Source organism: Rhizobium sp. A22-96 (assembly GCF_053521805.1).
The window spans coordinates 874,034-892,019 of sequence record NZ_JBNWDQ010000002.1; the positions used below are offsets into that span (position 1 = coordinate 874,034).

General features: G+C 61.1%; 18 protein-coding genes. 12 read left to right on the forward strand and 6 right to left on the reverse strand.

Annotated features, from left to right (window positions below; translation table 11 throughout):
• Positions 1-12: 12 nt before the first annotated feature.
• Positions 13-1,203 (reverse strand): efflux RND transporter periplasmic adaptor subunit, encoded by a 1,191-nt coding sequence (locus tag ACQZ6F_RS10695; RefSeq protein ID WP_077469595.1) that lies wholly within the window; start codon positions 1,201-1,203, stop codon positions 13-15.
• 172 nt (positions 1,204-1,375) lie between these two features.
• Positions 1,376-2,188, reverse strand: coding sequence for an alpha/beta hydrolase fold domain-containing protein (locus ACQZ6F_RS10700; RefSeq protein WP_068401612.1), 813 nt, complete (start codon positions 2,186-2,188; stop codon positions 1,376-1,378).
• A gap of 232 nt (positions 2,189-2,420) precedes the next feature.
• Here ACQZ6F_RS10700 and ACQZ6F_RS10705 point away from each other — a divergent pair, with 232 nt between their 5' ends.
• Entirely contained in the window at positions 2,421-3,332 is a 912-nt protein-coding gene (locus ACQZ6F_RS10705; RefSeq protein ID WP_068401615.1) for a LysR family transcriptional regulator, read from the forward strand.
• A gap of 58 nt (positions 3,333-3,390) precedes the next feature.
• Here ACQZ6F_RS10705 and ACQZ6F_RS10710 read toward each other — a convergent pair whose 3' ends face one another.
• The gene (locus tag ACQZ6F_RS10710; RefSeq protein WP_077469594.1) at positions 3,391-3,849 is read right to left on the reverse strand and encodes a carboxymuconolactone decarboxylase family protein; all 459 of its coding nucleotides are present in this window, start codon (positions 3,847-3,849) and stop codon (positions 3,391-3,393) included.
• Between the two features lie 134 nt (positions 3,850-3,983).
• Here ACQZ6F_RS10710 and ACQZ6F_RS10715 point away from each other — a divergent pair, with 134 nt between their 5' ends.
• Positions 3,984-4,868 carry a sigma-70 family RNA polymerase sigma factor gene (locus tag ACQZ6F_RS10715; protein WP_449091848.1) on the forward strand — a complete coding sequence of 295 codons (885 nt, stop codon included), beginning with the start codon at positions 3,984-3,986 and terminating at the stop codon, positions 4,866-4,868.
• Between the two features lie 3 nt (positions 4,869-4,871).
• Here the strand turns inward: ACQZ6F_RS10715 and ACQZ6F_RS10720 are convergent, their stop codons facing one another.
• Positions 4,872-5,633, reverse strand: a complete 762-nt coding sequence (locus tag ACQZ6F_RS10720) for an AraC family transcriptional regulator (RefSeq protein ID WP_449091847.1) — start codon at positions 5,631-5,633, stop codon at positions 4,872-4,874.
• Between the two features lie 141 nt (positions 5,634-5,774).
• Between ACQZ6F_RS10720 and ACQZ6F_RS10725 the strand changes: the two genes are divergently transcribed.
• The 8 genes from ACQZ6F_RS10725 (at position 5,775) to ACQZ6F_RS10760 (ending at position 12,928) form a co-directional block, all read left to right on the forward strand.
• Positions 5,775-6,734, forward strand: coding sequence for a DMT family transporter (locus ACQZ6F_RS10725; RefSeq protein ID WP_449091846.1), 960 nt, complete (start codon positions 5,775-5,777; stop codon positions 6,732-6,734).
• 79 nt (positions 6,735-6,813) lie between these two features.
• Complete coding sequence (locus tag ACQZ6F_RS10730; protein ID WP_083197076.1) at positions 6,814-7,542, forward strand: GntR family transcriptional regulator; 729 nt, start codon at positions 6,814-6,816, stop codon at positions 7,540-7,542.
• A 102-nt stretch (positions 7,543-7,644) separates the two neighbouring features.
• Positions 7,645-8,925 carry a cysteine desulfurase-like protein gene (locus ACQZ6F_RS10735; protein ID WP_449091845.1) on the forward strand — a complete coding sequence of 427 codons (1,281 nt, stop codon included), beginning with the start codon at positions 7,645-7,647 and terminating at the stop codon, positions 8,923-8,925.
• Positions 8,926-9,099: 174 nt separating this feature from the next.
• On the forward strand, positions 9,100-9,882 hold the full coding sequence (locus ACQZ6F_RS10740; RefSeq protein ID WP_449091844.1) for an HpcH/HpaI aldolase family protein: 783 nt from the start codon (positions 9,100-9,102) through the stop codon (positions 9,880-9,882).
• Positions 9,879-10,094 carry a hypothetical protein gene (locus tag ACQZ6F_RS10745; protein WP_449091843.1) on the forward strand — a complete coding sequence of 72 codons (216 nt, stop codon included), beginning with the start codon at positions 9,879-9,881 and terminating at the stop codon, positions 10,092-10,094. Before ACQZ6F_RS10740 ends, ACQZ6F_RS10745 begins: the two co-directional genes overlap by 4 nt.
• Positions 10,072-11,280 carry a pyridoxal phosphate-dependent aminotransferase gene (locus ACQZ6F_RS10750; protein WP_449091842.1) on the forward strand — a complete coding sequence of 403 codons (1,209 nt, stop codon included), beginning with the start codon at positions 10,072-10,074 and terminating at the stop codon, positions 11,278-11,280. The genes ACQZ6F_RS10745 and ACQZ6F_RS10750 overlap by 23 nt, the downstream gene beginning before the upstream one ends.
• Positions 11,281-11,361: 81 nt before the next feature.
• Positions 11,362-12,159 carry an ABC transporter substrate-binding protein gene (locus ACQZ6F_RS10755; RefSeq protein WP_077469588.1) on the forward strand — a complete coding sequence of 266 codons (798 nt, stop codon included), beginning with the start codon at positions 11,362-11,364 and terminating at the stop codon, positions 12,157-12,159.
• A 94-nt stretch (positions 12,160-12,253) separates the two neighbouring features.
• Positions 12,254-12,928 (forward strand): amino acid ABC transporter permease, encoded by a 675-nt coding sequence (locus ACQZ6F_RS10760; protein WP_077469587.1) that lies wholly within the window; start codon positions 12,254-12,256, stop codon positions 12,926-12,928.
• Between the two features lie 25 nt (positions 12,929-12,953).
• On the opposite strand, the gene ACQZ6F_RS10765 is transcribed toward ACQZ6F_RS10760, so the two are convergent.
• Both ACQZ6F_RS10765 and ACQZ6F_RS10770 read right to left on the reverse strand, forming a co-directional pair.
• Positions 12,954-13,469, reverse strand: a complete 516-nt coding sequence (locus ACQZ6F_RS10765; protein WP_068401637.1) for a MarR family winged helix-turn-helix transcriptional regulator — start codon at positions 13,467-13,469, stop codon at positions 12,954-12,956.
• A 96-nt stretch (positions 13,470-13,565) separates the two neighbouring features.
• Entirely contained in the window at positions 13,566-15,134 is a 1,569-nt protein-coding gene (locus tag ACQZ6F_RS10770; protein ID WP_449091841.1) for a phytoene desaturase family protein, read from the reverse strand.
• A gap of 394 nt (positions 15,135-15,528) precedes the next feature.
• Between ACQZ6F_RS10770 and ACQZ6F_RS10775 the strand changes: the two genes are divergently transcribed.
• Positions 15,529-16,311 (forward strand): cyclase family protein, encoded by a 783-nt coding sequence (locus ACQZ6F_RS10775; RefSeq protein ID WP_449091840.1) that lies wholly within the window; start codon positions 15,529-15,531, stop codon positions 16,309-16,311.
• 77 nt (positions 16,312-16,388) lie between these two features.
• Positions 16,389-17,978, forward strand: a complete 1,590-nt coding sequence (locus ACQZ6F_RS10780; protein ID WP_449091839.1) for a phytoene desaturase family protein — start codon at positions 16,389-16,391, stop codon at positions 17,976-17,978.
• Positions 17,979-17,986 lie beyond the last annotated feature (8 nt).

Below are 17,986 nucleotides of genomic sequence, written 5' to 3' on the forward strand. Positions count from 1 at the left end.
GAAGGCCAAGTCTTACTGAGCGGTCGCGACCTTCTCTGCCAATTGCGGCGCGACGACCGCACCGGGGCGGATGCGCTGCAGCCCGTTGACAACGACCTTTTCGCCGACCTTCAGGCCGTCCTCGATCACCCGCTCGCCATCGACCAGCGAACCGAGTTGGACCTGTCGGTAATTGACCTTGTTGTCACCACCAACCACGAAGACGAACTTCTTGTCCTGGTCGGTGCCTACTGCGCGGTCGCTGATGACGAGCTTGCTCTCGGCTTTCGGCTGGCCCATGCGAACCCGCACGAACTGGCCGGGGATGAGGCGGCCACCGGGATTGTCAAAGACGGCGCGGACGCTGACAGTGCCGCTCGCGGCATCGACCTCGTTGTCGATCAGCTGCAACTTACCCTTGATCGGCGTGCCGCTATCGCTGGCCGTACCGATCTGTACCGGGATCTGTTCGACCGGCGGGACCGCGCCATTGGTCGCCGGCAGCTCTGCCAGGGCCTGGGTCACGGTCTGCTCGTTGGCATTGAAGCTTGCATAGATCGGATCGACCGAAACAAGCGTGGTCAGAGCCGGCGAAGATGAGCCGGCGGCGACCAGATTGCCGACGGTCACGGCGATCTTGCCGACGCGGCCGGCGATCGGAGCGTGAACCTGCGTGTAGTCGAGGTTCAGCTGAGCCGTCTGCAAGGTAGCTTGCGCTGCCTTCAGATTGGCATCCGCTTCGGCGTAGTTGCTGGCGCGGGTGTCCATGTCGCTCTGCGAGATCGTCTTGTTGTCGAAGAGCTTCTGACCGCGGTCGACTTCGACCTTGGTCAGATTGAGCCTCGCCTTTGCAGCTCCAACCTGCGCCTGAGCCTGGGCAACGGCCGCCTCATAGGGTGCGGGATCGATCGTGACAAGCAGGTCGCCCTGCTTGACCAGGGCGCCTTCGCGGAATTGCACGGACTGGATTGCACCAGCCACGCGCGGCCGGACTTCGACCCGGTCGATAGCTTCGAGCCGGCCGGAAAATTCCTGCCAGGACGTGATGTCGCGCGACTCTACCGCGGCAACGGTGACAGGGGTTGGCGGCATCGCCGCCGGGCCGCTTGCCTCGGTTGCCTGGGCACCGCGCGGCAGCTCCAGATAGAAGGCTGCACCCACAACGGCCGCAGCAACACTCATGCCGGCGCCCCACAGGGCCCAGCGCTTACCGTTGGATTTCATATTAGTCTCTCCTTTGGCCCCCTCTTGGGACACGGGGACCGAAAATTCCTATCGCCTCAATATAGGCAGGGCTTCAAAGCGCCGCGCATCGATGCGGGGATCGCCTCGACCTTTGCCTCCAGCACCTCGTCCAAATCCGCGATTTCCCTCGCGATCGGGATGCTCTAGTTGATCAAGCTTGCACGTCTTCGACGAAGCCCTTGAAACAGCAACAGACATCCTGCTGCCATGAGGGCCTGTCTTTCGACTGCCCGCCGTAGAGGGTGGGCCAGCCTGTCCCGGCGGGAAGGACTTGCTGGCGAACACGGACGCCAGCCGCTTTCAGCCGACTGCCGTATTCCATGCTCTCGTCGCGGAGCGGGTCGTCCTCGGCCGTGAGCACCAATGCCGGCGCGAGGCCCGAAAGCCGCGAACAGTATCGAGGCGCTGCATAGGGATGGCAGACACCGCCCAGAAAACCCAGGTAGCGGTTCCAACCCTCCGTCCAGCGCTCGCGCATGCCGCTTTCCTCCGCCTGGAGGAAAGATTTTGATCCCATGAAGGGATCGAGCAAAGGCGATATCAACACCTGTCCGTCCAACGAACCGGGTATCTGATCACGCGCCTTTAAAGCGACACCCGCTGCAACATTGCCACCCGATTCCTCTCCGGCGACAAACAGCAGCGATTTTTTTGCCCCACCCAGCGCAAGCATGTTTCGCTTGTTGCTGAGGTAGGCAAGAAGCCCGTAGGCGCATTCCAGCACCTTCGGAAAAGCATTCTGATTGCAACTCGTATAATCCGCCGCAACCACGATGGCGCCGGCCTCAGCGAGGCTTGCCGCCACCGGTCTTTCGGTCGCGTGACAGGTATCGAGGAAGGCGCCTCCATGCAGATAGAGCACGAGGGGTGCCGCCTTCTTCAAACCTTCGCCGTTATAGATCCGCGCTTTCACCGGCCCCGTAGGCACGTTTTCCAGCACAACATCTTTCCACGGCGCATCCATCGACCCAAATCCTTATCTGTTCGAGTGAATATGATCTCTTCCGGTAGCGGCTTAGCACGCCTTGGAACCATATTCTCGATAATGCGGTCTTCAGCGCCCCGTGCCGCATTGCAACAATCTTGGAAACAACATATTGTTATTCCGATCAGAGCATAAGTAGCCTATATTCGATCAGACTATTCACCATTACAAACAATCGACCCCTTTCTTGGCGGTCGAGGGACACCATGGAATGGACCAGTTATCAGCAATGCGGGCTTTCGCGCGTGTGGTGGAGACGGGTAACTTCACCCGCGCCGCAGCAGCCCTCTCCATGCCGAAGGCAACGGTGACGACGCTCATCCAGTCGCTCGAAGCCCATCTGCATGCCAAGCTTCTGAACCGGACGACCCGCCGCGTCATGGTGACCACCGACGGCGCTCTCTATTATGAGCGCGCCATTCAGCTCCTTTCGGAAATAGAGGAACTGGACGGCAGCATCAGCAATTCGCAGAGCCTGCCGAGCGGCCGCCTGCGCGTCGAAATGGCCGGCGCCTTCGCCGAGAAGATCGTCATGCCGGCGCTGTGCGATTTCCACCAGCGCTATCCCGATATCCATATCGATCTCGGCGTCGGCGACCGGCTGGTGGACTATCTGGCCGAGAATGTCGATTGCGCCTTGCGCGCCGGCATGCCGAGCGACCAGTCGCTGATCGCCCGCCGCGTCGGCGAGATCCATCTCATCACCTGCGCCGCTCCCATCTATATCGAAAAGCACGGCATCCCCGAGCGTCCGGAAGATCTGGAAACCAACCATTACGCGGTGAGTTATTTTCGCGCTCAAACCGGCCGAACGGTCCCTTTCCTGTTTGACCGCGGCAACGAGTCGCTGGAAATCACTCCGCGCTACATCCTTTCGGTGAATGACAGCCGCAGCTATCTCCAGGCGGCCATGACCGGTCTCGGCATTGCACAGGTCCCCAGCTTCATGGCGCGGGATGCGATTGCCAAGGGTGACCTCGTACCAGTCCTCTCGGGCTGGACCAGGCCGGCGCTCCCGATGCACATCGTCTATCCTCCGAACCGGCACCTCAGCAACAAGGTCCGCGTGTTCGTCGATTGGCTGGCGAAATTGCTCGTGACCTCGCGGGTGGGGGAAGCCTGAGATTGCAGCTGGCCTCCTCCCCGATCAGCGGGGAGAAGGATGACCGTTCGCTGGCCGCCTAGCTCCAGGAGACACCTGCCTGCTGACGGATTGTAGCGTTCAACCGATTCCAGACATTGTCGACCGAGATCGCTATGATAAGGGCGGAGAGAGCGCTCTCGTCATAGTGTCGGGCGGCCTCGTTCCAGATCTCGTCGCTCACGGCATCAGGCCTGTCGGCAAGCCGGGTGACGGCCTCGCCAAGCGCGAGCGCCGCACGCTCGGCATCCGAGAAATATGGCATTTCCCGCCATGCGGAGACCCCGACGATGCGCTCGATGCTCTCGCCCGCCTTCTGCAGTTTGCGAAAGCCCATGTCGGTGCAGACGCTGCAGCCGTTGATCTGGCTGATGCGCAGATGCACGAGGTCCATGGTATTTTCCGAAAGGCCACGATCCCTGATGGAGTTGCTGACGGCGAGAAGCGCCTGCAGCGTTTCCGGCAGGACAAGGGCGGGGTGCTTCATACGAGCTTGCATGTTTCTATCCTCTGATTGTTCGGGCGCCACGATGGCTCCGCGCTTGACGATTCATTTTCCCGCCGGTCCTGTGTCACACCGGCCGGGCTGCATTCGTCATGGGTTTGACGGAACAGCGTGAGGGAATGTGACCAATGGACGAAAGAAACTGGCAGGCTGAGAAATTCGAAGCGAACCGGCCGCATCTGCGTGCCGTCGCCTACCGCATGCTCGGCTCGCGAACCGAGGCGGAAGATGCCGTGCAGGAAGCGTGGCTCCGTCTTCTTAAAACCGACGCGTCCGAGATCGAAAATTTCGGCGGCTGGCTGACGACGGTGACGGCGCGCATCTGCCTCGACTGGCTGCGCGCCCGAAAATCACGTCGCGAAGAACCGTTGACGGCCCATGTCCCCGAACCGGCCGTGACGCATGATGCCGGCAACGGCACGGATCCGGAACAGGATGCGCTATTGGCCGATTCCGTCGGTCTTGCCCTGCTGGTGGTGCTGCAGAGGCTCAACCCGGCCGAACGGCTCGCCTTCGTATTGCACGACATGTTCGACATGCCCTTTGACGACATCGCCCCGATCGTTGAACGCAGCGTCGTTGCTACGCGCCAGCTTGCCAGCCGAGCGCGCCGCCGCGTTCAGGAGACACCGGTCGCAACAGAGGCCGACCTCACCCGCCAGTGGCATGTTGTCGATGCCTTCCTGACAGCTTCTCGCGGTGGCGACATGCAGGCGCTGCTGGCTGTCCTTGATCCGAAAATCGTCTTCCGCCCCGACGCCGTCGCCGCGCTTATGGGCTCCGTGAGCGAGATCCACGGGCGGCCCGCAATCGCCGAGGCTTTCCGTGGCCGCGCGCAGGCCGCCCAGCCGGCCGTCATCGATGGCGCGATCGGCGCCGTTGTGATTCTCGGCGGACAGTTGCGCATCGCACTTCGCTTCACCATCGCCGCGAACGGCATGATCACCGCCGTCGACGCCCTGGCCGATCCTGAGGAATTGCGTAAGCTCGACGTCGTGATGATCGAGCCATGATCTCTACCGCATCTGTGTCGGGCTCGTGCCCGTCAGCCGGCGGAACATGGCGATGAAGGCCGAGGCGTTGCTGTAGCCCAGCTGCGATGCAATCCGATGCACCGGCTCCCCCGCTTCGATCAGCGACAATGCGGCAACCAGCTTCAGCCGCTGCCGCCATTCGTTGAAGGAAAGGCCGAGATCGTCCTGGCATCGGCGCGACAAGGTCCGCTCGGTGGTACCCATCCGGCGTGCCCATTCCGCTTGGGAATGCCGATCGCCGGGATCGGCCTGCAAGGCAGTCAACACCGGACCAAGCAACGGATCGTCCGAAAACGGCAGATAGCTTTCGCAGCGCGGCGCCAGGCGAATCTGATCGACCAGAACCTGCGCCAGCCGCAAGTCCTCGGAGGTTTCCGGCATAGTGATATCCCGCGCCGCAAAATCCGCCAGGATCGCCTTAAGCAATGGGCTGATACTCAGCGTCGAAGGCTCGGCCGGCAAATCGGCGCAGAGGGCGCGCTCGACATAGACGGTGACATAACGCAGATCGTGCTGGTTGTGAGCCCCATGCATCGTATCCGGCGGCAACCAGATGGCGTAATGCGGCGGCGACAGATAGGGCACGCCCTGAATATCGAACTCACAGACACCGATCAGCGCGTAGTTCAGCTCACCCCAAGGCTGGCTCTTTTTCGGAAACACCGTGCCTGCCTTGAAATTTTCAGTCCGAAAGGAAACGGGGCGCGGCGGATCGCCCTCAATGCGCGGAAGCCTCTCTGTCATGTCCTCATTTCATTATCGGTTGTCCTAATCTCGTTATATACCAAAATTCGGACAGGGAGTAGAAAAACCTCACGATAGGCGAACGGATGTCCGCCATCGATTGCTCTGCATAAAGCCAGAATGACGTCGGGAGACGACCATATGAACACCCAGCCGAACGCATCCGCATCCATCCTCAGCACAGCAGGCCTTGCACCGCTGCTCACCGTGCTGATCTGGTCTGGCAACGTCGTCGTCACCAAGGCATCCGCCGGTCTGATTTCACCTGGCTCCATCTCCTTCTATCGCTGGCTGCTTGCTTTCGTCGTGCTGCTGCCCTTCGTCGGCCGCGCGGCATGGCGCAACCGCGCATTGTTGCGCGAGCACTGGCTGAAGCTTGCGATCCTCGGAGCGCTCGGCATGGTGATCTACCAGAGCCTTGCCTATGAGGCCGCCAAGACCACCTCGGCCGTCAACATGGGCGTCATGCTTGCCTTGATGCCATTGCTGTCGACATTTTTCGCCAGCCTGCTTGCCGGAGAAAGACTGAGTGTTTCCAGCATCGCCGGCGGCGCTATCTCGCTGATTGGGCTCGTCTACCTGACGTCTCAGGGTGACCTGATACGGCTGGTAAACGGCGGCCTGCATATCGGCGACGGCCTGATGATCATCGCCGTACTGTCGAACGCGCTCTATGGCGTAATGCTGAGACGTTGGGCCATGCCTATGCCGATGTGGCAGCAGCTCTTCTGGCAGATAGGCTTTTCGACATTGTTGCTGTTACCGGTTTTCCTGATAGGCGAGATCTCGCCGGTGACGACGGCCAATCTGCCGCTGATCCTTTACGCCGCGATCCCGACATCGCTCGTCGCCCCGCTCTGCTGGATGATCGGCATCCAGAAACTCGGCGCCAGCCGGACCTCGCTGCTGATCAACCTCCTGCCGATCGTCGTCGCGGCACTTGCCTGGGTGCTTATCGGAGAACAGTTGCACGCCTATCACGCCATCGGCGGCGCGCTCGCCCTCCTCGGCGTCGGCATTGGCCTGCGAAAGGCACCAACGGCGGCGGATGAAGCGTCTCTTGAAGCCGAAGAACCGGGCTGGGAGGCGGAGGAAGCCTGAGGCCTCCGAGCGAAACACTTTCCATTCGCGTGGTCCTCGTTCTACCATGGACGAGTCCCCAAGCGAAAAGGAAGCAAGTGTGCGCATAGCCCTGGAACCGGTGTCCTCCAGAACGACGATCCAGGAGGGCGTCTACCAGCAGCTCAGAAATGCGTTGATGGCCGGAAATTTCGATCCCGGCCAGACGCTAACCATCGCCTCGCTCGCCGAAACCTTCGGCACGAGCAACATGCCGGTTCGCGAGGCCTTGCGCCGGCTTGCTGCCGAAAATGCGCTCGAAGTGGCCGCCAACGGTTCGGCCCGGATTCCGATGGTGACGCTGGCCCGGCTGGATGATCTCTGCCGCGCCCGCATCGCCGTGGAGGGCCTGGCCGCCGAGCTTGGCATACCCAACCTCACCCCGACTGACATCGCCACGCTCGAGCGTATTGCCGTCGATCAGCACGCAATCGGCCTCGGCAGCAATGTCTACGACCTGATGGCGAAGAACCAGCAGTTCCATTTCACCATCTACAGCGCCTCCGGCTCGGAAGTGCTGCTGCAGCTCATCGAAACATTATGGCTGCGCTTCGGCCCCTACATGCGCATGCTGTCCGCCTCGGTCGAGCCGCTGATGCGCAGCGGCGAACTCGATCCCGCCGGGCAGCATGTCCCGATTGTCGAGGCCTTGAAGGCCGGCGATTTTGCCGCTGCCCGTGATGGAGTCGTTGCCGATATCAGCCGCACGCACGAAATTCTGCGTGAATATTGCCCGGTGACGCAAGACGAACCGCGCAGCAAGGGATCCGGCTCCGCATTCCGCCGCTAGCCTGCGATCACCATCAAACGGAATTTGGTTGAACCTTAAACTAGTTTGTGATCAAATGATCAAACTAAAGATTTCAATCCCATCGTTCAGAGCGAGATCCCCATGAGTTCCGCCCCTTCTACAAACCAATTTGTCGGCCATAACAGCTTTCCGGTCGATGAAGTCCGCGCCATGTTCCCGGCCATCCAAAAGGCCGGCGACTTCGTCTTTCTCGACAATGCGGGCGGCTCGCAGGTCCCTCAGACGGTGGTGGACGCCGTTGCCAACCACCTCATCGATTTCAACGTCCAGCGCATGGCGAAATACCAGCACAGCCAGGGCGTCGATCGCAATCTCGAAGAGGCGCGCGAAAGCGTCGCCATGCTGGTCAATGCCTACAGACCGGAGGAGATCTCCTTCGGCCAGAACGCCACCTCGTTCATTCGCCTCGTAAGCCTTGGCATCGCCAAGCTGCTCGGCGAGCGCAACGAGATCGTCGTCACCGACATGGATCACGATGCCAACATCGCCACCTGGCTCGCGCTCGAAGCCGACGGCGCCAAGATCGTGTGGTGGCGCATGCGCGAGGATGGCACGCTGCACGTGGAAGATCTGAAGCCGTTGTTGAACGACAAGACGCGCCTCGTCGCCTGCACGGTAACGGCACATTCCATCGGCACGATCGTCGATGTCGCCGCTGTCTGCAAACTGGCACATGAAGCCGGTGCCGAAGCCTTCCTCGATTGCGTCCATTTTGGTCCGCATGGGCTCATGGATGTTCAGGCCTGGGGCTGCGATTATCTTGTCTGCTCCGGCTACAAGAATTTCTCGCCCCATATGGGCTTCCTCTGGGGCCGCTACGACGCGCTGGTCAAGCTTCCCACATTCAAGGAAGACTTCATTCCCGATGTACCGCCCTACAAGATCGAGGTCGGCACTTTCACTTACGAGAACGTCGCCGGCATGAACGCCGCAGTCAAATATCTCGAAGCTCTCGGCCGGCGCTTCCTGCCTGCCGGCGAGCATACACGTCGTCAGGCCCTGGCCTCAGCGATGGGCGCGATCCGTCAATACGAGCTGATGCTGTCGCGCGAAATGATCGCGGTCCTGAAGCGTCACGGCGCGGTCATCTACGGCATTTCCGACGAAGCTCACCTCGAACAGCGTGTTCCCACCATCTGCTTCAACATGCCTGGCATTACGCCGCAGGACTTCGCCGCCGAGATGGGCAAAGCCGGTATCGGCCTGCGTGACGGCCATATGTTCGCCCCGCGCCTGATGAAGCGCCTCGGTCTTTCTATGGAAACGGGCGCCATCCGCGTGTCGCTGGTGCATTATAACAAGGTCGAGGAAATCGCCCGGTTCGACGCGGTCCTGACCGAGATCATGGCGCGGCGCAAATAAACAGCGCCCATGAGCGGTGGCGGCGCCCGAACAACTCCGCCGCCGCAATGCCACCGTACCGAGGCCTTGATCGGTACGGGAGGCTGCCCGGAATTCAAGGCAGATTGCCGCTTCGCAGCTATGACTTTTCGGTCTATCCCTCGTTGAGAGGACCACTGAAATGTGAGGAAGACGATGAGCGATTTCCGTCGGAACTGTATCGAGCGCAAGCCGCTGATCGGCACGTTTGCGGCCATCCCGCATCCGGTCGCCATCGAAGTGACCGCCGCTTCCGGCGTTGATTTTCTCTGCATCGACTGGGAGCACTCGCAGATCAGCCGCGAGCGCATCGAGGACCTGATCCGCGCCGCCGACGTCCATCGCGTTCCCACCATGGTTCGCGTGCCCGGCCATGCGGCGGAGGATATCGCGGCCGTGCTGGATGCCGGCGCCGCCGGCGTTCTGGTGCCGCGCATTTCGACAGCGGAACAGGCAAGAGCGGCCGTCAAGGCAACCCGCTATCCGCCGCTCGGAGCACGCGGCGTCGGTCCCGGCCGGGCTGCGGCCTATGGCTATCGCATTCCGGATTATCTCGCCAAGGCCAATGCCGAGCTGCTGCTTGCCATCCAGGTCGAGACCGCCGAGGGACTGGCGAATATCGCCGATATCGCTGCAGTCGAAGGCGTCGATCTCATCTTCATCGGTCCCGGCGATCTCTCGGTCTCGATCGATGCGATGGGGCCGGCGGGCAAGGAGAAGCTCGATGCCGCCATCCAGACCATCGCGAAAACGGCGCTGTCGGCCGCTCGCGCGGTCGGTATCTTCCGCCCGTCGCCGGATGACGTCGGCGCATGGTCGGCGGCCGGAATAAGCTTCTTTCTTGTGGCCAGCGACACGATGTTTCTCGGCGCCAGCCTGGCTGCCGGCGTCGCCGACGCAAAGAACCAAAATGCCATTTCGGGATCCAAGAAAAAATGAATGATCCCAGCAGCTTAAGACATGCGATCGTCATGGTTGAATCAAATGAAACGGCAGACTTTTTAAGCTTAAACTTTATCCTTGAAACGCAGTCGGTTTTGGATAACCATTCTAAAATCAAGGGCAATTCGAGGGCTGGTTTCAGCAATCGCCTCGTCTCTTCAGCACCGGGTTCCAAGGGGAAATTCCTTGTCTCTTCTGCCGCAGCATAACCTGCCGAATGCGATATCGGGCCGCGATGCCCTCGAAGGCATCCGCGCCCAGATCCGCGATATGCGCACCGACAACATAGCCGTGCTCGCCAAGCGTGCCCGCGAACTCGGCGGCGTCATCCCGCTCTGGTTCGGCGAGGGCGACGTGGTGACGCCGGCCTTTATCCGCGACGCCGCAAAGAAGGCGCTCGACGATGGCGCGACCTTCTATGTTCCGAACATGCGCGGCCTTGCCACGCTGAACGAAGCGCTGTCGGACTATCAGACCCACTGGCACGGTCGCCCCATCCCCATCGAGCGCACCACGGTCGCCCCCGGCGGCATGCAGGCGCTCTACATGGCGCTCGAGCTGCTCGTCGATGTCGGCACCAATGTCGTCTACGTCGCGCCGCAGTGGCCGAACATCCATAACGCCATCCATCTGATCGGCGGCGAACCCCGCGCCGTATCGCTCGATTTCGACACCGACTGGCGCCTCGATCTCGACAAGCTCTTTGCCCGCTGTGATGCTCGCACCCGCGCTATCTTCCTGTCGACACCCTGCAATCCCACGGGCTGGACCGCCTCGCGCGAAGAGATGCAGGCTTTGCTGGATTTCAGCCGCCGCACCGGCATCTGGATCATCTCCGACGAAGTTTATGCCCGCCTCTATTTCGACGGCGAGATCGCACCCTCCATCCTGCAGGTGGCGGAGGACGGCGATCGCGTGATCGCCATCAACAGCTTCTCCAAGGCATGGGCGATGACCGGCTGGCGCGTCGGCTGGCTGACGCACCCATCGGCCATTGCCGATCAGCTCGGCGCGATGACGCAATATGTCAACAGCGGCACCTCTGCCATGGTCCAGGCGGGAGCCGCTGCGGCCTTGCGCGAGGGCGAACCGCTGGTTTCAGAGATCCGCGGCCGGATCAAGGCCGGCCTCGACATTGCCTATGAAAAATTGCCGCAGATACCGGGCATCATTCTGCCCGAAAAGCCCCGCGGCGGCATGTATGCCTTCTTTGCACTGCAGGGTGAAGCCGATGCGACCGCGCTGTGCGAACGCATTCTGGAGACGGCCCGCGTCGGCCTGGCGCCCGGATACCACTTCGGCGAATCGTCCCGCGCCTTCCTGCGCATGTGTACTTTCCGCGAAACCGAACAGATGCGCATCGCCCTCGACCGCATGGTCGATGCGATGACATGAGACGGCCGCCCAACGGGCGGACGGGAATACCCGCGGGTAAGAGGAAAAGCCCGCAGCCATAACCAGAGGGAGACTAAGAAAATGCCTGTAACTCGTCGCAGTCTATTGGTCCTCGCGACCGCCGTCGGCCTTGCCGGCGGAAGCCACTTCGCCTATGCCGCCGATGTGCTGAATGTCGGCTCCTACCCGAACAACCCGCCCTTCGAATACAAGACCGCGAACGGCGGCTTCGAAGGCTTCGAGGTCGATGTCGTCAATGAAGCTGCCAAGCGCGCCGGCATGACCACCAACATCGCCGACTACGGCTTCCAGGCTCTGTTTGCGGCAACGGCCTCCAAGCGCATCGACGTGGCGATCTCGTCCATCACCATCACGCCGGAACGCCTGAAGTCGCAGTCCTTCACCCAGCCCTATTACGATTCCGACATGGGTGTCGCGACCAAGGAAGCCAGCTCGATCAAGTCGCTTGCCGATCTCAAGGGCTCCGTCGTCGGCGTACTCTCGGGCTCGACGGGCGAAAAATGGGTCAATGACAACAAGGCCGCGCAGGGCTTTGCCGACGTCAAGGGCTACAACTCGCAGCAGGACATGTTCCTCGATCTCGGCGCCGGCCGCATCGATGCCGTCGTCAGCGACATCCCCGGCATGCAGTATCTCTTCGTGAAGACCAAGGGCTTCGCCATCAAGGATCGCATCAAGACCGGCGAACAGTACGGCCTGATGATGACCAAGGATTCGCCGCTCGTCGCCAAGATCAACGACGCCATCACCGCGATGAAGAAGGACGGCTCGCTCGAAAAGATCCACGAGAAGTGGTTCGGCGGCAAGGCACCGGCCGGCTCCTCCACCGTCACCGAATTGCCTATCCCCAAGGCGTGATCAAAAGATCATCTTCGACATAAGCTTACGCCGGCCATCTCGGCCGGCGTAAATATAGGGAAATTCCATCTTCGTCTTGCTCACGGGAGTGCCAATGTCTTTCGTCGATACCTTCCTCAACTCCGACGTCATGATTTCGGCTTTCCCGCAGCTACTGCGCGGCCTGTGGATGACCATCGCGCTCGGCTTGGTCAGCATCGTCATCGGTATCACAGCCGGCCTCATCGTCAGCCTTATCCGCCTCTACGCCCCCAAGCCGCTGCAGTTGCTGATGATTGCCTATATCGACATCATGCGCGCCATGCCGGTGCTGGTCGTGCTGATCCTGATCTATTACGCACTACCCTTCGTCGGCATCAGCTTTTCGGCCTGGTGGTCGGCGATCCTCGGCTTTTCCATCGTGTTGGCTGCCTACTCGGCCGAGGTCTTCCGTTCCGGCATCGAAAGCGTGCCGCGCGGCCAGTTCGAGGCTGCCGCAGCTCTCGGCATCCCCTTTCTGATCACACTCTACAAGGTGGTGCTGCCGCAGGCAGTCCGCATCGTCATCCCACCGACAACAAGCAACTGTGTCTCTATGTTCAAGGACACGTCGCTGGCCTCGACGGTTGCTCTGCCGGAACTGCTGAAAGAAGGGCAGAACGCCCAAGGCCTTTACGCCAACCCCTCGCCGCTGATCATGGCCGCGCTGATCTACATCATCCTGCTCTGGCCGATGGTGCGGCTGGTGAGCGTGCTGGAAAAGAGATTCAAGAGCGAGCGGGCGCGCTAGGTACTGATAGCAGCGAGACGAAGCGTCAATCGAAGTCGGCACCCGAAAGGTGATTGCTGACCGAAGACTTTACCGCGCCGATATCCTGCCAGAGTTCGCTGATGATGGCGGGATCGACATCCGCCATCATGTCGCGCAGCCAGCCCTCATGGGCAGCAGCCATGGCGCTGAACAGCGTCTCCCCTCTTGCGGTCAGCTTCGCGACGGTCACGCGCCGATCGCCGTCAGGCGTCGCGCGCAGCACCAGCCCATCCGTTTCCAGCCGCTCGACCAGCCCCGTGACATTGCCGTTCGTGACCATCGTCCGCTTCGAAAGCTCGCCGAGACGCAGGCCATCGCGCTCGCGATAGAGCTGCGCCATCAGGTCGAATTGCGGCAGCGTCGCGCCGAATTCATTGCGAAGCCGCCGGCGGATTTCCTGCGAGATCAGCTTGGTGGTCGAAAGCATGCGCAGCCAGAGCCGCAGCTCCTGCTTTTTGCCTTCCTGCGTACCCTGAACGATGATCTCCAGGTCGACGGTTGCACTTTCAGACTCTGTCATCACGTCAGCTCGATCCACCGCTTTGCATTGCTTACCTGAACGATCTAGGGAGCAACATTTGAAATGTCAAAGGTTTGCCCGTCAAGCCGAATGGCGTCACTTGGCCAGCATCTTCCCCAGCATGAAACCGGAACCGGCCCCGGTGCCCGCGCCGGGCCACGTCGAAGCTCCGCACATGAACAACGATCCGACAGGCGTCCTGTAGCGCGAATAGCCAGCGACAGGGCGGAACAGGAAGTTCTGGTCGAGATGATGACTGCCGGAAAGATTGTCGCCGCCGATCAGATTCGGGTTCTCGCGTTCAAGATCGACGGGCGAAAACACCGATCTTGCCAATATCTTGCCACGCAACCCCGGCGCATAGCGTTCGGCAATATCGAGCACCCGCTCGGCATAGGCATCCTTGATCTCGTCCCAGTTCTGGCCGCTGATCTCGCCTGCCGCATCGGCACGGAATTCAGCTGGCAGAACGCGCACTTGGATCCAGAGCACATGCTGCCCCGCCGGCGCGCGCGACGGGTCGATCGCAGTGGGTTGCCCGATCACCAGAGCCGGCTCGGCAGGTAACAACCCGCCCATCGCCTCGGCATAGACGCGCGACATCATCTCGAGATCCGGCGCGACATGGACATAGGCGAAATTCTGCAGCGCCTTGCCGGCCATCCAGTCCGGGAGTCCCGATAGCGCCAGATGGATCATCATCGTCCCGGAGCCAGCCCGGAAACGCTTAACCTTGCTGTCGAACTCCTCACGCGCCGGGTCTTGGTCGAGAAGCTTGCCGAACAGGATCTGAGGATGAACATTGGCGATGACGGCGCGCTTGGCTTCATAGCGGCGTCCATCGGCAAGAACGACACCGGTCGCCTTGCCGCCCGAGGTGACGATCTTGTCGACGCGCGTCCCGAGCATCAACTCGCCGCCCTTGCTCTTCAGCACGGCCGCCATCGCCTTGACGATCGTATCGGCTCCGCCCTTGCCGATCACCATGCCAAAGGCCTGATTGGCCATGGATTCGAGATAGGGAAACAGCGCGCCCCCGGCGACATCGGGCGCAAAATCGAGATGCAGCCCCCAGGCAGCCATCATTGTCTTGAGCTTGGCATTCTGAAAACGTGCATCGAGAAAATCGCGCGGCGAGGCAAACAGCATGCGCGCCGTGTCGTAGAGCCACCCCGTGCCCTTCGCGCGCCAGGCCTTCCAGATGACCTTGGCAGCCGCCAGCGACGGCATGGGTGAACCAAGCAGGCCAAAGATATGAGGCGCATCCGCGCCGAATTCCGAGAGCATGTGCCGCCAGGCGGCGGCATCCTGCGGCGACATATCGGCAATAGCGCCAGTGGTCTTTTCCAGATCGGTGCTGACGCCGAGATAGGTGCCGTCGCGAAAGACGCTCGCAAAGCAATCCGCCGCCGGCACGAACCCCAGACCTTCGGCCGAAAGTTCATTCTTGTACTGGGCAAAGAATGCCGAGCCGGCGAACATGGAAAGGTTCATTGCACAGAGATCGTGGCGGAAGCCCGGCAACGTCACCTCGCGGGTTTTGACCGCCCCGCCCGGCTCGGCATTGCCTTCGATCACGGCAACTTTCCAGCCCTTCGCCGCCAGATGCACCGCCGCTGCAAGGCCATTATGGCCCGCCCCCACTATGATCGCATCATAGCTCATCGACTGCCCCTCTTCCCTGATGATTATTATTGTACATGCATACATCCTGAGCTTTAAGCTTCAAGTACCTATCACCATGAATTCGAGGGAGCGAGGCCGATCGGAAATCGCATTGCCTCATGGACTACTCCGAATTACCACGGTATATCAGTGATTTACGGGCAGATCTCAGATGGTTTATTTCAGGTCAATTTTGGGCTTTGGAACCACGTGGGAATGCTTGCAATATCATATATTGTGACATAGGCTTCCTTCATTCCGCCGCCGCGCGGACCAGGTGCCAGGAGGAAAGGCACCCCGCGCATGGCGGCGATGGTTTCATGCTCGATCCCGGCAGAAGATCCGCAAGGCGGCTCTTGGCATGGGGTCATGCAACAACAAGGGGAACGCTAAAATGACCGCCAACACACTCACCAGCCTGGCCTCGGCCCTGATTTCGGGCTCCGTCAAGGTCGTCGATCTCACCGCGCCGCTCGGCCCGGACACCCCGGTACTCTACCTGCCGCCACAGTTCGGCAAGAACACGCCGAACGTCAAGGTCCATACGATTTCGGAATATAATCAGGACGGCCCCTTCTGGGCCTGGAACTGGCTGGAGCTCGGCGAGCATACCGGCACGCATTTCGATGCTCCCTGCCACTGGATCACCGGCAAGGATCACCCGAACAACACGACGGACACCATTCCGCCGCAGAACTTCGTGGCACCGGTCAATGTCATCGACCGCTCCAAGGAAGCTGCCGCCGATCCGGACTATCTGCTGACCGTCGAGAGCATCAAGGAATGGGAAGCCCAGAACGGCGCCATCGAGGCTGGCAGCTGGGTATTGCTGCGCACCGACTGGTACAAGCGCAACGGCTCGACCGAGACCTTCCTGAATGCCGATGAAAACGGCCCGCATTCTCCCGGCCCGACCGCCGAGGCGATCGAATATCTGCTGACCAAGGGCATTATCGGCTGGGGCCAGGAAACGATCGGTACCGATGCCGGTTCCGCCGGCGGCATGAACCCGCCCTTCCCGGCACATAATCTCATGCACAAGGCCAATCGCTATGGTCTTGCCAGCCTCTCCAACCTCGATCAGCTTCCCGCCAAGGGCGCCGTGCTGATTGCAGCTCCGCTGAAGCTCGTCAAAGGCACGGGCTCGCCGGTTCGTGCGCTGGCATTGATTGCGTGATAGGCTGGAAAGGTTGGAGTCCGGGGGCGAGTTAGGCTCCGCCTTTCCACTCATTTTGCCTGTGAGGGGCGATGGCAATGGGCGATCATGACTACATCATCGTCGGCAGCGGCATAAATGCGCTTGTCGCAGCCGCCATGCTTGGCAAGAAGGGCCACAAGGTGCTCATCCTCGAGCGTAACGACCGCATTGGCGGTTGCCTGCGCACCGAGGAGATCACCGAGCCCGGCTTTATCCATGATGTCATGGCGACGACCATGGTGCTGTTCCTGACATCGCCGGCCTATGGCGCCATCGGCAAGGACCTTGAGGCACGCGGCCTCGAATTCGCCCATGCCGATCTTCCCACAGGTGTGGTCCGGCCCGATGGCTCGCATGTTATCTTTTCCAAGGACAGGCGGCGGAACATCGCCACCTTCGACGAACTGTCGCTCGGCGACGGACAGACCTTCTCTCGCGAGATGGATGCGCTCGCCGCCGATGCTCCCTTTCTCTTTTCCCTGCTCGGCGGTTCCTTGTGGTCGGGCTCGACGCTGAAGAACGTTGCCGGCCAAAGCTGGAATCGCGGCCTGCGCAAGCTCGCCGCCTGGTTCGGAGAAGCCCTGACACCGGCGCGCGGCTATCTTGAAACCAGCTACCGGTCTGAAGATATCCACGCGCTATGGGCACCCTGGGTGCTGCATTGCGGCCTCGGGCCGGAGAGTGCCTATTCCGCCGAAATGCTGAAGGTCATCGGCTTTGCGCTGGAGCTCGGCGGCGCACCGATCGTCAAGGGCGGCGCCGGAACTCTGCTGACCGCTTTCGAGCGGCTGATTACCGACAATGGCGGCGAAATCCGCGTTGGCGCCGACGTCGAGGCCATCATTGCCGGCCCCAATCGTCGCGCCGACGGGGTCCGCCTTGCCGGCGGTGAAACACTGAGGGCCAAATCCGGCGTGATCTGCTCGGTAACACCCAACCAGCTCTACGATCGGCTGATGAAGGATTGGCCGGATCCGATGCCGGCCGAAGTGAAAACTGGCGTCGCCAACTACCGCTACGGCAAGGGCGACATGCAGATCCACTATGCCTTGTCCGAACCGCCACGCTGGAAAGCCAATGCCGAACTGGGCAAGGTGGCGCTGCTGCATCTGACGCCGGGCCTTGATGGTGTCTCCCGCGCCGCCAATGAATGCGAACGGGGGCTGTTGCCCGCCGAACCCACCGTCTGCGTCGGCCAACCCGTCGCGCTTGATCCGAGCCGCGCGCCGGAAGGCAAGTCGATCCTCTGGCTGCAGCTTCCCGAAGCGCCGCGCCACATCAAAGGGGATGCTGCGGGCAAGATCGCAACGCCAGCAGATGGCCGCTGGACGGAAGAGGTGCGCGAGCACTATGCCGACCGCATCGACGCGCTGCTTGAAAGCCATATCGAGAATTTCACCGGCATAAAGCTCACACGCCGCGCCTATTCGCCGGGTGATCTCGAAGCCATGAACATGAACCTTGTCGGCGGCGACCCCTATGGCGGCTATTGCGGCCTCGACCAGTTTTTCATCTGGCGGCCCTTCAAGTCATCTGTTAACCACCGCACCCACATAACGGGGCTCTACCATATCGGTGCCTCGGCGCATCCCGGTCCGGGCCTGGGTGGAGGCTCCGGTTTTCTGCTCGCATCATCGCTGAAATAACAAGTTTC